The sequence below is a fragment of the Arthrobacter tecti genome, assembly GCF_054511355.1.
In genome coordinates, this window is sequence record NZ_JBTNCT010000005.1 from 191,780 (window position 1) to 206,951 (window position 15,172).

General features: G+C 67.9%; 12 protein-coding genes. 9 read left to right on the plus strand and 3 right to left on the minus strand.

Annotation, left to right across the window (positions count from 1 at the left end; translation table 11 throughout):
* Nucleotides 1-353: 353 nt before the first annotated feature.
* Entirely contained in the window at nt 354-695 is a 342-nt protein-coding gene (locus ACX80C_RS08755; RefSeq protein ID WP_459326072.1) for a sulfate permease, read from the plus strand.
* A gap of 75 nt (nt 696-770) precedes the next feature.
* Nucleotides 771-1,805, plus strand: coding sequence for a DNA-processing protein DprA (locus tag ACX80C_RS08760; RefSeq protein ID WP_459326073.1), 1,035 nt, complete (start codon nt 771-773; stop codon nt 1,803-1,805).
* A gap of 56 nt (nt 1,806-1,861) precedes the next feature.
* Here the strand turns inward: ACX80C_RS08760 and mobF are convergent, their stop codons facing one another.
* The 3 genes from mobF to ACX80C_RS08775 all read right to left on the minus strand — a co-directional run bounded on the left by mobF (nt 1,862) and on the right by ACX80C_RS08775 (nt 8,359).
* Entirely contained in the window at nt 1,862-5,392 is a 3,531-nt protein-coding gene (gene mobF / locus ACX80C_RS08765) for a MobF family relaxase (protein WP_459326109.1), read from the minus strand.
* 832 nt (nt 5,393-6,224) lie between these two features.
* Nucleotides 6,225-6,824: an acyl-CoA-like ligand-binding transcription factor gene (locus ACX80C_RS08770; RefSeq protein ID WP_459326074.1), complete on the minus strand. Its 600-nt coding sequence runs from the start codon at nt 6,822-6,824 to the stop codon at nt 6,225-6,227.
* A complete protein-coding gene (locus ACX80C_RS08775) occupies nt 6,821-8,359 on the minus strand; it encodes an MFS transporter (RefSeq protein WP_459326075.1) in 1,539 nt (512 codons plus the stop codon). Before ACX80C_RS08775 ends, ACX80C_RS08770 begins: the two co-directional genes overlap by 4 nt.
* A gap of 364 nt (nt 8,360-8,723) precedes the next feature.
* Between ACX80C_RS08775 and ACX80C_RS08780 the strand changes: the two genes are divergently transcribed.
* The 7 genes from ACX80C_RS08780 to ACX80C_RS08810 all read left to right on the plus strand — a co-directional run bounded on the left by ACX80C_RS08780 (nt 8,724) and on the right by ACX80C_RS08810 (nt 15,133).
* Entirely contained in the window at nt 8,724-9,608 is an 885-nt protein-coding gene (locus ACX80C_RS08780; RefSeq protein WP_459326110.1) for a helix-turn-helix transcriptional regulator, read from the plus strand.
* Between the two features lie 236 nt (nt 9,609-9,844).
* Nucleotides 9,845-10,966: an ImmA/IrrE family metallo-endopeptidase gene (locus ACX80C_RS08785; RefSeq protein WP_459326076.1), complete on the plus strand. Its 1,122-nt coding sequence runs from the start codon at nt 9,845-9,847 to the stop codon at nt 10,964-10,966.
* A complete protein-coding gene (locus ACX80C_RS08790; protein WP_459326077.1) occupies nt 10,963-11,907 on the plus strand; it encodes a bifunctional DNA primase/polymerase in 945 nt (314 codons plus the stop codon). Before ACX80C_RS08785 ends, ACX80C_RS08790 begins: the two co-directional genes overlap by 4 nt.
* Entirely contained in the window at nt 11,904-12,716 is an 813-nt protein-coding gene (locus ACX80C_RS08795; protein WP_459326078.1) for a DUF2637 domain-containing protein, read from the plus strand. The genes ACX80C_RS08790 and ACX80C_RS08795 overlap by 4 nt, the downstream gene beginning before the upstream one ends.
* Nucleotides 12,713-13,123: a hypothetical protein gene (locus ACX80C_RS08800; RefSeq protein WP_459326079.1), complete on the plus strand. Its 411-nt coding sequence runs from the start codon at nt 12,713-12,715 to the stop codon at nt 13,121-13,123. Before ACX80C_RS08795 ends, ACX80C_RS08800 begins: the two co-directional genes overlap by 4 nt.
* Before the next feature lie 100 nt (nt 13,124-13,223).
* Nucleotides 13,224-14,123, plus strand: a complete 900-nt coding sequence (locus ACX80C_RS08805) for a hypothetical protein (RefSeq protein WP_459326111.1) — start codon at nt 13,224-13,226, stop codon at nt 14,121-14,123.
* Nucleotides 14,120-15,133 (plus strand): ParB N-terminal domain-containing protein, encoded by a 1,014-nt coding sequence (locus ACX80C_RS08810; protein ID WP_459326080.1) that lies wholly within the window; start codon nt 14,120-14,122, stop codon nt 15,131-15,133. Before ACX80C_RS08805 ends, ACX80C_RS08810 begins: the two co-directional genes overlap by 4 nt.
* The last annotated feature ends 39 nt before the right edge of the window (nt 15,134-15,172 follow it).

Genomic DNA, 15,172 nt, shown 5'->3' on the forward strand with positions numbered 1-15,172 from the left:
CGCCTGCCTCGCTCTCTGGCGATGGCTCGGCTGCGCGAACTCGCCTGATGTCAGAGATTCATGTCACCCATCAGTATCTCGAAGAAGGAGCCTGGAACGCTGGAGGACACGGCCACTCGTGACGGCCGCGGTACTAATCGAGCGGAGCCTCGGCGCGGCCATGCACTGCTGGAGCGGCGCCGTGAAGTAGAGCCAACAGGTCTTCCGCTGGCCGGGCGGCCGGCGTATCGTTGGTTTAAGGCGGCCTCTACCTGCGTGACCCACCGCCGGATGTGGTGGGATGACCCGCTGGCTTCGGCCGGAGTGGTCCTTCTTGATTCCTTGTCGCCGGAGACGAGGAGAGGACTGCGCTCATGTTCCGCTTGATCTGGACCGCCAGCGTCCACACCCGCCACTTCCTACGGCGCTACATGCCCACGAACGTTCTGCTCGATGCGATCCGCACGCGCCGCGGCCTCAAGTGGGGTGTCCCGGCGATGCTGCTGGCCGTCCCCTACATGTACGTGGCGGGCATCCTGAGAGTGCTGATCGAGGATGGCAGACCGGGCTGGCTGCATGTGCTGGTGCTGCTGTGCGTCTGGAACGCGATGAAGTTCGCGATCATGGGCCCAGTCAGCTTCGTCCTCCTGCTCCGCGTCCGGGCCGTGGAGTGGCGGGATCGCCGGGTCACTCGCCATCCCGTCGTCGCGGCATAACCGCCCCCACGTACCCGCCTCTGACTGGTGCTGTGCACCTTCTCGACGTCATCCGACCGAGAAGGAGCCCAGATTATGTCCGCGATCGCCGACCTGGCCCACGACGAGCGCACCGCGCGCATGTTGCTGTCGATCCTTGCCGAGCCGGATGATCCCGTCACCGGTCGTGTCCTCGCCCGCGTCGGTGCGATCGAGACACTGCAACTCGTCGACGACGAGGGCGAAGTCCCAGGATTGAACCGTGTGAACGCCACGATGTGGCGTGACCGCCTGGCGCTACCGCATCGGCTGGAAGATGTGGCGAAGCGGATGCACGGCATGGATCAGAGCGGCGTCAGCGTGCTGATTCCGGGTGACGAGCATTGGCCGAAGGCCCTCGCAGACCTCGGTGATCGCACCCCGTACGTGCTGTGGGCACGAGGCGCGACGTCGTTCTTCGCACGTCCGATGCAGGACTTCGTGACGATCACCGGCGCGCGAGCATCGACTTCCTACGGACAACACATGGCTGGTGAGCTGGCCGCCGATCTCGCCGGTTCTCAGCGTGTAGTCGTCGCCGGGGGCGCATATGGGATCGAGGGCGCGGCCTACCGTTCTGTGCTGGGTGCGGGCGGGGACACGGTCGCGGTACTGGCCGGTGGCGTCGACCGCCCCTACCCGTCCGGTCACCGAGAACTGCTGAACCGTGTCGCAGACGTCGGCCTGCTGATGAGCGAGATGCCGCCGGGCGCAGCCCCAACGCGACATCGGTTCCTGGCCCGCGGACGACTCATGGCGGCCCTGTCCGAAGCCAGTGTCGTCGTCGAAGCAGGAGCACGCTCAAGGCTCACTCCGTGTCGCGGCCGAAGCGCGCGTGCTGGGTCGCGGCGTCGGCGCGGTGCCTGGCCCCGTGACCTCATTGACCAGCGCGGGACCGCACATGATGCTGCGCGATGGGACAGCCCGTGTCGTCACGAATGCCACGGACGTCGAGCACCTGACCCGTCGCCCACCGGAACATGGGATCGAACGTTCGGAGCTGGGCCCGGAGTTCTCCCGCCAGCCGAGGCCGAGCGCGACCGGACAGACGCGATCCATGTAGGAACCCCTACCCAACGTTCCCTGAGCTGAGTACCCGCACTCGGTCGAGTCGGTCGGAGGCCCTCTTCTCTGCGCGGAAAACCCGCCTACAAGCCACGCTCAGGGGTGATCCGTTGTGCCGGTCGCCGCTGCGGAGCCGGGCTCGGCTCCGTATTGAGTGCGCGAAGTGCTGCTTCGGCGCGGGCGCGGTCGATCTTCTGAGTGACTGAGTCGGGTGAGGTGCCAAGAGGCCTCGTGTCGGTGATGGCGTACCGGTCGCGGTAGGCCGCGATCACCCGTGCGCGCCGCCGCCGCAGACGTTTCCCGGGTGAGTCGTTCGGCATCGGCCCGAGTGCGCTGGTCCAGGGCACGTTGTCTTGCAAAGCGGTGTCGAGGACGGCATCGGCTCGGGCTTCGATGAGGCGGTGGCGCTCGTCCAGGGCGTCGCGCATGTCCCGACTCATGGGGCCGTCGGCGTGTGGGATGAGGCCGGCGATGAGACGCGGAGCCCTGCGGTTGCGCCCGGAGCCAGCTGGGCGGGCAGTCGCCCGAGCGAGGCGGTGGTGGAGGACAGAGGCGACGTCGTCAGCGTCCTCGAATCCTCGCGCCCGGACGAGGCGTGGCAGGAGCCGGTCGATGTCGTGGTGGTTGGCCTCGGCGCGGCGCAGTTCAGCGGCAAGGGCGCCGAAGGCTTCGGAGTCGATGACGGCTTCGGCCTGGTCGTCGGTGAGTCCGCTGGTGCGGATGAGGCTGGCCCACCGGTCGTGTTGTGCGGCTGCGGCGATGGTCTCGTACTCGGCGGCGAGCTGTGCGATCGACCCCCAGGTCTCCTGCTCGGCGGTGATGGTCTCGTGGGCGGAAAGCTCGGCGCCGACATGCCGGAGCACCCCGAACAGCACCGATCGGGCGGTGGCGTCAAGGCTGTCCGAGGGGTGTGGGGGGGCGTGGTCGTCGGGGCGGTTCAGGACCACGTAGGCCTGATTCGACTGGCGTCCGCGGGTCATGGCGACGTAGAGGTTCTCCCGCGTCGTCGTCGGTTCGATCACGACGTGGGAGGTGTCGGTGGTGATGCTTTGTGCACGGTGCGTTGTGACCGCGTAGCCGAGTTCCACGTGCTCGGCCACGTACGAGGCGGGCAGGACGATGGCGCCGCCGAACCGGCGCTCGGGCCTGCGGATGGTGATGGAGCCGTCGTCGCGGACGCCGGTGATGGTCCAGCGTTCGCCGTTGCGGACCCAGTCCTTGCCGTTGCGCAGCCGGCGGTCGTTGCGGCGGGTGATGATCGTGTCCCCGACGCCTGCCTGGGTGCCGCCGTTCAGTTCGACTTCCCGGCCGGGCTGGAGGACACCGTCGAGGATGAGGTCGGCTCGGGCGCGATGGTTGAGGGTGGCCACATCCTCGCGCGATTCCGCGATCAGCACCGATACCAGCCCTTTCGCGCGATCGGTGCGCCACGCCGTGTAGGCGGCATCACTCATGGTGTCGGCCTCGCCGCCGGTGACGCGGTCGTGGTCAATGTAGGTGTCGATGGCCTCGGTGCGCCCGTGCCGGAGTGACAGGGATGCGGTCTTCTCCCACTCGTGGGTGAACCGGTGGACGTCGACCAGCTCGGGCGCGTCGTCACGATCCGCGACCAGGAGACCGAACGCCCCACCGGCGTCGACCGATTGCAGTTGCGCGTAGTCGCCCACGAGGAGGACTTTCGCACCGGCATCGGCGGCGACCCGGGTGATGCGGTCCAGGGAGAGGGTGCCGGCCAGAGAGGCTTCATCGACGATGACCAGTTGCCGGGCCTGGAACGTGGCGCCATGGAGTTGATGGTTGGTCCACCACTTCGCCGTGTTCTCCGTAGCGATCCCGAGATCGTCAGCGAGGACCTGCGCCGCGACTGCCGACGGCGCGAGCCCTACGACCGATCGTTTGCCATGTTCGGTCTCCCACGCTCGGCGCAGGCTGTTCATCGCGGTGGTCTTGCCCGCGCCCGCCGGCCCCACCAGCACATCAACAGCACGACCCGAGACGGCGACCGCGGCGAGGGCCGCAGCCTGGTCCTCCCCGAGGAGTCGCCCGTCGCGGTCGGGCTTCGCGGTGACCTTCTCGATGGCGGGCAGTGGGATGGTCGGTCCGGTCGTGGTGCGCGAGCGCTCCAGGAGTCGGTCTTCGGCGGCGAGGAGTTCCTCGGAGGAGAACACAGTCGAGTGCTTCGGCCGGAACACCGAGGACGCATCGGGGCGGCGGAACAGTGCCGGGCTGGTCGCCAGCTCCGGCGGAGTCAGCCGTAGTGACGCGGACTCGGCTGCATCCACGACGAGGCCGACGATGGCTTCGCGGTCTTCGGTGCTGGCGAACCGGTAGCCCATCGTCTGCCGGGCCGCCTCCGCGGTCAGGTTCCAGCGTCGCCACGTCGACCGCTTCTCCCCGACCGCCTCGACCACGCTGTACCCGAACTCAGCGATGACATCGAGCGGGATGTCATCGGCACGAAAAAGCAATGGAGCGTCGTTCGAGGTCACGCGACGTGCCCAGGTGGTGGCGTCCTCGCCCAGCAGGCCGGTGGCGCGGCGGCGCCAGTCGCCGGTGAGGTCCGCGAGTGAGCGGACGTCCTTCTCGGGCCTGGTCGCGAGGGTGGCCTGGGCGCGGAGCTTGAGGATCGTCACGGTCGAGGGCTGGCGGCCGTGGCGCTCGACATACTCCTCGACCAGGCGGTTCTTCTCCGCCTCGATGTGGCGGGCACGGGTGGAGAACTCCGCCACCAGTCCCTCCGGTACGCCGGTGATGGCCCAGGCAGGATTGCGGTCGCGCCCCATGTCCCGCTGCTCCCAGCCGACACCGAAAGCACGGGCCATATGGTCGGCGAAGACCGCCTCGTGCAACTCCGACAGGGCGACCGTCGCGGCATGCATCGGCCGCCCGTCCAGCGATCGCCACTTTCCGTCCTGTGCGGTCTGCACCTTGTTCGAGATCACCACATGGGTGTGCAGATGAGGATCGCCGGCACGGGAGTCGTAGTGGTCGAACGCGGTCGCGATCACCCCGGTCACGTCCACCTGCGCGACCGCACCGTCCGGGCCGGTTGCACCCACTCTGGTTGCGGCAACCTCCCGTTCGATGAACGCAATCATCTCCGCAACCGCCGCATGATGCGCCTGTGCAATCAGTGCTTGCGTGCCGGCATCGGCAACGGCCCACAGGACGCTCGCGGACTTCGGGATCGAGAAGGTGTAGTCGAACCCTGCAACGGCCCGGCGCGTGCCCCGTATGGCTTCCTCCGCCTCGATCGCGGCGACAGCATCGGCGCGTTCGCCAAGGCTCGGGGCCGGGTCGAGAGCCTTCACGCGCTCCGCGACGCGCTCGGAGACAGACCGATACTCGGGGTATGCGCGACCCAGAGAGTCGCCGGTGACCGGATCGCGGCCCATTCCCACGAGGAGCTGGAGCTGGGGCTCGGAAACCTCATCGCCTATATGGAGTTGCCCGGCACCTAAAGCTGGTAGTCCGGTGCCGAGCCAGCGGCCCGGTGGGTTACCTGCTTCGGCGTAGTAGCGCGTCAACGGCGTCGACAGCGACCTGTCACCGTCGGCCGCGGCGACCGTACGCAGCAGGTATTTGTACCCATCGCCCGCCGACATCACGCGCATCGAAACCGTCACCGCCGCCTCCTCGACGGTCAGGTGAGCGGGCAATGACTGCCTCGGATCGCGGGACGTGGACGGCAGCCCTCCCGCCGTGCGTCAACTCTGGTTGACGTGGCTCGCGCCTCGTCTGCAAGACGCGTGCTCGACTAAGGAGCGGGTCAGCAGAGACGGCCCGAGTCACGACTCCGGTAGGCGTCCCGTGGACATGGAGGCTGTTTGTAACCCGCCTTCGTGGCGGTTGGCCGGGACCGAGCAACTGCCAGGCGACTAGCCCGCGAGCGGAACTCTAGAAGGCGTCCGGTCCGGGTTCCCCGAACTGCGGAGCCGTCATGCGCGAGCCGATCAGCCCACCGGCGGGGGCCGTATGCGGGTCAGGTCTTTGTTCTTCGGATACGGCGGACGCGACCTCGCCGTCGAGCACGTCCTCAGCGGCCTGACCGTCCGGTTCCCGAACACAACGAGCCCTTCACCCGCGTCTTCGCACGCCACTGCCCCGACGCCCCGAGCGCCGACGAATTCACTGCCATCGACACGCGTCGCGTGCCACCGGTGGATATCCTCTGCGGCGAAGTTCCCTTGCCGGATGTGTCGATCGTGGCAAGCAGGCTTGCCTCGCCCCTGGCGCCTCGTTCCCGGCTTCGGCCGCATACGACAGCCGCGATTGACGCGCTACACCCCTAGTTCGTGGTGATCGAGGACGTGCGCGGGCTGCTGTCCGCGCCCACTGTCCGGCCTTAGGCGGAAGTAGCGAACGATGACCAGTGCAACCCGTGGAGCAACCGGCGGCGGTGCAACTGCAGCCCTTCGCCACGTGGAACCGCGAGCGGCGCCTGCTTCAGGGCCTTCTGGTCAGGGGCATGCCTTGGGCGAGGAAGTCGAGGGCGGCGTCGAGGGCGGCGAGGTACTTGTCGACGGTGAGGTTGTCGTTGAGGACCGTGGAACCGAAGATACCGAGGACGGCGCCGGTGAAGGCGGTCACCTCTGGGTCGTCGGGTTCCCTTCCCGCATGGGCGGCGAGAAGAGTGGCGAGGTCGTCGAACAGTTTTTTGATGGCACCAACTGAGGGTCCCCGGAGATCGGGCTCGCTGAGGACGTAGAGCTGCCGGCGACGTTCGTTGGTCCACGTCTCGGCTGAGACCGATTCGTCGGCGGCTTTGAGCGCGACACGGATTGCGTCAAGGGGTTCGAGGTCGTCCGGCTGGGCGCGCAGCGCTTGGAGGAAGACAGGAGTGAACCCGTTGTGCGCAACAGTCTCGTCCTTGGTTCGGAAGTACCGGAAGAACGTGGTCGTGGACACGTCGGCCAACTCAGTGATCTGTTCGATCGAGGTCTCGGTGAAGCCGTGCTGCTCGAACAGGTCGAGTGCGGCCTGCTGGATACGGATACGGGTTTCGGCCTTCTTACGTTCGCGTCGTCCGAGGGTGGGAGTACTCATCGGGTCTCGCTCGCGTGCTCGGGGTCGGTGACTTGGTCGGCGCCTTTGCGGATAAAGATTACGGAGACAAGCGCACACGCCACCGAGACGCCTGCGGCGACCCAGAAGCTGGCGGCCATGCCGTGGGTGAAGGCGTCCGAGATGTTGGCGGCAAGCTCGGTGGAGCCGAGCTCTTCGGCGACGCTCTGGCCGCTGGGGGCGCTGTGCTCAACGGTCTCCAAAGTTTCGGCGGGCACAGCGGCGGTGTCGAGACGCGCACGGTAGTTCAATGCGAGCACACTACCCATGATAGCAACGCCGAGGACTGCGCCGACCTGCCGCTGAGCCTGGAGCAGCGCCGATCCCACTCCAGAGCGGTTGCTGGGAACCGGTGCCAGCGCGATGTCAAGTGCAGGTGGCATGGCGGCACCGAAGCCGACTCCGATGAGTCCGGTCCACAACGCGAAAAGCCCGAAGCCGGATTCGGCGTCTGAGAGCGCACCGAGGGTCAGACCAGCGGCCAAGGCGACGAACCCGGCGGCCATGATCGCCCGCGCCCCGACAGTCTTTCGGACACGGCTGGCGACGCCGATGGCAAGAATCATGGCCGCGATTAAGGGTAACAGGTGCAGGCCGACCTGCACGGGTGAGGCGTCGAGAACGACGTATGAGTACTGGGGCACGATGAACATCACGCCAAAGACGACGAACTGTACGGCGGTTGAGAGTATCGAGCCCCAGGTGTAGCCGGACTCCTTGAAGAGTGACAGGTCCGCCATCGGGTCCTTCACCCGGCGCTGGGCGATGACGAAAACCACGAGCAGCACCAGACCCGCGAGGATGCCTGCGATGGCGATGCCGTTGGTCCAGCTCGTCTCGCCGGCGGTGATCAGACCGTAGCTGAGGATCGCCACGGCGCCGACGGCCAGGATGCCGCCGGTGACATCGACCCGAACCGGGCGCTCGGAGCGGGACTCCCGCACCAGTACGGCTAGGGCGATGAAGACAATCAGGACTAGCGGGAGGTTGAGCAGGAACACCGATCCCCACCAGAAGTTCTCCAGCAAGAACCCGCCGACGATCGGCCCTAAAGGCATGCCGGCCGAGACGGCGGCAGCCTGGATGCCAATCGCCCGAGGGCGCTCCTCGGCCGGAAACACGGATACCAGCACCGCCAGGCCAAGAGTGTTAAGGAACGCCGCTCCCAGGCCCAGCAGGGCGCGGCCCAGGATCAGGAAGCCCGGGGTGGGTGCGAATGCGCACAGCAGTGAGGCGATGCCGAAGACGACGAGTCCGGCCAGCAGCAGCCGTTTGCGGCCGAAGCGGTCGCCGAGCTGACCGACCGGCAGCAGGAGTGCTGCCAGCACGACGGTGTAGCCGTTGACGATCCACTGCAATTCACCGACCGAGGCGTCCAGATCGGCGCCGATCACGGGGACGGCAACGTTGAGGATCGTCAGATCGAGGCCGACGAGCAGGAGCACTGAGCAAAGGGCAGCGAGAATCCACCAGCGGCGAGGGTCCGCGCCCACTGAGGAAGTGTTAGTCTGTGTCATATGGAACATAGTACCACTTGGGTGTTAGACCCGCTAATGCAAGGACCGGTGACCCTGAGCAGAGGTTGCCGTGGGTGAGCCGACCGCAATGGCGCCATCGGTCCGAGGCAGGGCTGCGCGTTGAGGTCCTCGCGCCGACCGAACAGGCGTAGAGCGGTCAGGCGCCTTCTTGCGTCCTCCCTGATCGACGGCGAGGCTGCCGTGTTCTCTCCGCTGGCGAATGCGCCTTCGTGAACAGCGACGGCGTGAGCCTCCTTGGCGACGCGTTCGGACGACGCACCGGATCAGATGACCAGCCGTGAACACGGTGGTGCCTCAACAAGTAACGGCTCGCCATCCTCGGAATCGTGGTGCCTTCTCACCGATCGTTGCCCGCACCCAGAGCATCTGTCGCCCCGTTGGCCCCGTCGCGTACGACTGTGTGAAGCTCATCTTCGTCCGGTGCGGCTCAGCGATCCTCCTCAGCGAGTTCGGCGAGAAGCCCGTCATCGTTGGTGACCTCGTCGCACTCGGGGCGAACACTTTGTGCGGAAGTCAGCCCGAAGGCTCGATCACCGTTACCACCCTCTACCTCGACCGCGACTACGTGATCGATCAAGTGTTCTGGCAGTACGCCGCATTGCTGGCTGATCGGTTGGATGCGCAGGGCTTCGCCGATGAGCTGTACTCCGAGCCTGCACAGATACTTCACCTCGGTAAGGAGCGCACCGGGATGCTGATGCCGTGGTTGGATGAGCTGGTCTCGCTCAGCCTCGACGGACTGTCTCCAGACCGGTTCTACCGGATGCAAGCACTGCTGTTCGCTGTCCTCGACGTGATCAAGCCGTACATGAAGACCACGCAGAGACGGCGGTCCCCGACGCAGCGGAGGGCCACCCGTCCCGGTCCCCCATCGCTGCGTCGGTTCGCGCCGCTACGCGCCGAGGCCCGGCAAGCCGCCGAACTGCTGCGCGACATGCCTGAGCAGCGGTGGACACTCCACGAGCTTGCAGACACTGTGCATCTCTCACCGTCCCAGCTCGGCCGCGTCTTCGTCGACGCCTACGGAAAAACACCGATGACGTACCTGGCGACGCTGCGGGCCCAAGAGTTGGCGCGTCTGCTGCGTGAGACGGATCTGCCGATCGAGGTCGCAATGCGCGGGGTCGGCTCGCACAGCCGGGGTCACGCCGCGCGACTGTTCCGCCAGTGTGTCGGAGCGAGCCCGACGCGCTACCGCCAGCTCATCCGGCAGAAAGCCGCCACCTAACGGCTCGGTTCAGATCTGCGCATCTGCGATACGCGTATCCGCATCATTGACCGTTCTCGCCTCGTGGGTGGGTCGCGGGCTGGTAGTCCGGTGAGATTCGTCGGGTTCACTGCCGCGCCTGACGGTCACATCGCTTGTCCTGTTGTCCGTCTCTCGTCACTGGTGTTCCCGGCGCACCTGATGGTCACCGAGCCCAGTCGGTCCGGTGCTCAGGGTATCGGGAGGAGACAGCGACGATGGCCACGACACGAGAGGAAGCTCAAGCCGCGCGGGAGGCGAAGCTCGATGAGCTGCACGGGCGGCTGACCGGCGCGGTCGAACAGCTCGTCTCCGGCGACGACTGGGGCCGGGCGCTCGCGTTCGCCGCACGGTTCAGGGCGAGATCGTTCTCCAACACCCTGCTGATCTGGGCACAGCATGCCGCGGCTTACGAGGCAGGTCGGGTTCCGGAGCCGGTGCCGTCGTATGTGGCCGGGTATCGCCAGTGGCAGACCCTGGGCCGGCAGATTGAGAAGGGTCAGGCGGGATACATGATCCTCGCCCCGGTCACCGGCCGATTCGCCACCGCCACGCCACAGGATGCGGAGTCGTGGCGGCGGCTCGGCAAGGGCGAAAAGCCCCGCCCCGGTGAGGTCGTGCGCTCGAAAATGATCACCGCCAAGCCCGCCTACGTGTGGGACGCCTCCCAAACTGCCGGTGACCCGATCCCGGAACCGCCGGCACCGAAACTGCTGGAAGGCGAAGCACCGGTCGGGTTGTGGGATGGTCTGGCCAAGCTGATTGAAGAGCGCGGGTTCACCGTGCTGGCGGTGCCGCACGAGGGCATGATACACGGTGCCAACGGCATGACGGACTATACCGCGAAGACGGTCGCGGTCCGGGAGAACATGGACCCCGCCGCTCAGGTCAAGACGCTCGCCCACGAACTCGGGCACGTCCTGATGCACGGCCCCGACCAGGAGGACGCCCGCCAGCATCGCGGCATCGGGGAGGTGGAGGCCGAATCGGTGGCGCTGATGATCGGCGCCGCCCATCACATGGACACGACCGGGTACACGATCCCGTACGTGTCGACCTGGGCGGCGCGGGTGGATGGCAAGGAACCGGTCGAGGTCGTCAAGGCCACCGGTGAGCGGGTCCGCAAGATCGCGCTGACGATCCTCGATCAGCTCGACACCGCTCAGGTCGGTGACGGCACTCCACCGGGTCTCGACCGTGAGACGCCGCAGCGCAACCAGCCATCCCATGAGCGTTCAGCACCCGAACGTGCAGCGTCGGGCAGGCAGGTGGAGCCTGTGCCCGAATCGGGTCTCCGCCCTGTGGCCAGCGCGGCCGTGATGCAGGGACGGGATCTGTGATGGCCGCTGCGGACGCGCTCGTGGGTGTGTTGACGCAGATGACCGGTCCATGGACGGTCTCCGCCGCCGCACGAGAACTCGCCGCCGCAGGCGTGCCGGTGTTCCCGTGCGTGCCGGGCGGGAAGCGTCCGCTCACGGAGCACGGGTTCCACGACGCCACCACTGATCCTGGCCAGGTGGAGGCCTGGTGGCGGACGCACCCGGATGCGAACGTCGCTGTCCCCACCGGCGCCACCTCCGGGATGGTGGTGGTGGACGTCGATGTCCACGGCCCCACCGACGGGTACGAGGCGTTCGAGCGCGCCCACCGTGCCGGCCTCGTGTCCGGGTGGGCGCTCCTGGTGTCCACGCCATCGGGTGGGATGCACGCCTACTACCCGGCGACACCGGACCAGGCGCAACGGTCCTGGCAGGCCGCGCGCGCCGGTGTGGACTTCCGTGGCGACGGCGGCTACATCCTCGTCCCACCCTCGATGGTGTCCACCAACGGTACAGCTGTGGGCTACCGGGTGCGGCAGATCAATACCGGCTCCTCGGCGACGCTGGATTCGGACCGGTTGCGGGACTTCCTCGACCCGCGCCCGATGCTCCCGCCCAGGGCGGGTGACGATGTGGAGCGGTCGGTGGATGTGTCGCGGCTGGCGGCGTGGGTCGCTGCCCGTGGCGAAGGGGAACGGAACCGGGGCCTGTTCTGGGCCGCCTGCCGACTGTCCGAGAATGGTGTCCCGACCCCGGAGGCACTGGATGTGCTCACGGCCGCGGCCTCGGAAGTGGGGTTGGGCGAGCGGGAGATCACCACGACCGTCCGCTCAGCCTACCGCACCACCCAACACCAAGCCCGCCCTTCATCGACGGCGCAGGGCGCGCCGCTGGCTGCGGACGGGTGGTTTGCTCGCGATGCGACTGTGCGGACGTCCGCTCCGATGCGGGGGCTGTCATGACCGTCCCTAACAGTCGCACGAGTCGGCGGTGGGCGGTGGTCACGGCGGTGGCCGGGACGGTGTTCATCGCCGGCGGCGCGTTCTGGCTGTCGTTCACGGCGTTGGCGGACCTGGCGGCCCGCTCCGGGGTCGGCGGCTCACAGGCGTGGGCGTGGCCGCTGATCGTCGACGGCATCATCGTCGTGGCCACCGTCGCCGTCGTTGCCCTGGCCGGCCAGCGGTCGGCGTGGTATCCGTGGGTGCTGCTGATCGGCGGCGCGGCCGTGTCGGTGACCGCCAACGCAATCCACGCCGTGGTGGCAGCCGATGCAGACGTGCCCGGGGTGCTGGCGGCTGCGGTGGCGGCGGTGCCGCCAGTGGTGCTGCTGGCGATCACCCACCTGACCGTCATCCTCACCCGACCGCAACTCGCCGCCGAGGTGCCCGCATCCACCGACGAGTCCGAAGCCGCAGCGATCGAGGAGCCTGCCCCGAACGCAGCGTGGGAGCCGGTATCGGCGGTGACACCACCAAATGCGGTGGAAGCCACCGCGCTGTCGGCGCCGACCCCGCAGGAGAACGACCCCGTCGCAGCTGCCGGCGTGAGTCAGGCATCAGTGGACCGGCGCGCTGACCCGCAGGTCGATGCCGCGGCGGATTTCGCCGATCGGCGTGCGCGGGCGGCGGCGCTGCGCGGGCAGGGATGGTCGAACAAGAAGATCGCCCGAGAACTGGGCGTGCACCCGTCCACGGTGGGCCGGTGGTTCACCAGCGCGCACCTTCCCGATACCACCGAACACGTCGATGCAGAGGAGGCGAAGGACGCATGAATCCCGATCACGACCACCAGCAGGAACCTCTCCGGCGACCACCGGTGCCGGAGACCGACCACCCGCCGTCGACGTTAGCCGAGCAGGTCGAGAAGACACCAGAGGCAGTGCAAGCGGCGAGGATCGCTGGTCTCCGGGGCAACAGCCGTGAGCGGCTCGCGCAGGATGCGGGCCTTCGTGCGCGGGGGGTGGAGTGGGTGCGGCCTACGGACCTGCTTGCCCGCCACGGTGCGGCGTTGGCGGGGCGGGGCATCGACTTCGAGGTCGAGTTGGCTCGCCGCACCCGCACCGCCACGAACACCGGTGTGCGGGGGTTCGGGGATCGGGCGCGCCGATTGCCGCCGCTGTCGGTTTTCGGCCGCAGCAGGACAACCGAGTCCGTTCCGTCGCGGTCGCCGGTCGGATGAGCTGAGCAAGTGAGCGGTCATGAGCACCACGCGGGTAGGCAGCATGGACGGCGTCGTTGGGGACGGCGTGCGCACCTGCCTGTCAGGAGGTGCCCCAACCATGACCGAGAACACCCATACCACCAGTCGCCAGAGAACCGAGAACGGCGAGGATTTCACGCGCAGCGAGGGTCTACGCATGCTGCTGACTCGCCTCCACGATGCCGGGCCGGGTGCGTGGGAGCACGACCCCACCGCCGCGGAACTGATGGCTTACGCGGCGGAGAAGTACGCGCCACTGGCGCATAAGCACGGCCTGGACCCGTGGGAGGCCGCCAGCGCGGCGTTCGACGTGATGCGCGCCCAAGCTGCCCGCACGGCGAATGACCCGTGGGCGGTGGTCACCCACGCGGTGCGGATCACCTGCATCTTCGAAGAACGCGCCCAAGGACTCCTGTGCTCGGTCCACCAGGCACGCCGCCCGCACATCTCAGCGTTCCACGACCCCGAACGCTTCTCCGACCGGGAGAACCCGCTGGCCGAGTACCACCCCGCATTCCAGATCACCGAGGACGCCTCGGCCACGGATGAGGAGAACGCCGGTACGCCAGCGTCGTGGCGGGCGCGCACGTCGGCGGGCTCCACGGTTGAGGATGCGATCGCGTTGTTCACGCTGCTGGGCTGGCCGCCAGCCACGGCGCGCGCGGGGATCGAGCATGTGTGCGGGGTGCTGACCAAGGCCGGCACCCGCCAGGCCACCTATGAGGCGCTGCGCCGCGACAAGCACGCCCGCGCCCTGCTCGACATCCCCGGCCTTTCCTGGACGGCGCTGTTGAGGGCGCTGCTGGGCAACCCCCACCCCGCTTACGCCGCCACGACCGCGGGGCGGGGTGTGCTGCTGCGGCTGCTGATCGGCGAGAGTCTGCCGGTGCTGCTGCGCGACGACGACCTCGTGCTCACCATCTCCCTGGCCCCACCCGCCCACCGCAACCGAAATCCTCGTGGGGGCGGGTCGCGATGAGCGCGCCGGCGGGGTTCATCGAGCTGGAACGCACCGTCGCCTCGATCCAGGTTGGGCGCCGACACCGCACCGAGCTGGGCGACATCGACGAACTGGCTGCCTCCATCGACCGCGACGGGCTCCTGCAACCCATCACCATCACCCCCGACGGCGTGCTCGTGTGCGGGGCCAGGAGGCTGACCGCGATCAGACAGCTCGGCTGGAAAACCGTCAACGTGTGGGTCCGCTCGGGCATCTCCGACCGGCTCGGGCACCTGCTGGCCGAGCAGGACGACAACGTCCTGCACAAACCCCTGACCCAGACCGAGGCCGCCGCCCTCTACCGGGAGCTGAAGGCGCTGATGACCGAGGACGCCGCCCGCCGGCAGGCCGCGGCCCGGTTCAGTGCGGAGAATCAGCCTGGAAGTGACCGTGGTGCAAATTGTGCACCACCGTCACCTGGGGCCTCCGGGAAGACCCGGGAGCAGGCGGCGGCGATGGTCCCGGGCGGTGCGTCCCACACCACGCTGGACAAGATCAGCTACCTCCAGCAGCTTGCCGACGACACCGCCCAGCCGGTCGAGCTACGCCACTACGTGGCCGGCGAGCTGGATCGGATCGACGCCGGTGCCGCCGTCGATCCGATCTACCGGCACATCCACGATCTCGCCGAGACGGCCAGGAACCACCGCGAGGCGGACCTGCACCAGCTTGCCGCCGACGCGCTCGCCCGCGCGAAGACCGCGACAGCGAAGAAGCGCACCTCCCGACCCGCGCCGCCAGCCGACGATGAAGCTGCACCAGTGCGGTATCCGGTGCGGGCGTTCGTGCTGACCTGGACCGAACTGGCCAACTGGTGGACCCACTACGACGCCGAGCAGCTCGCCGCCGAACTCACCGATGAGCAGATCGAGTCCTTCCTGACCGCCGTCGAGGGCACCAGCAGGTTCGCCGAGGAACTGCGTACCGCCCGCGACCACCGGGCAGGCCACGAAACCCCGCCCACACGGGGGCACCTGCGCGCCCTCTGAGCATTTGGTTGACTGCGGGTGCTCGTGGTGCACCTACCG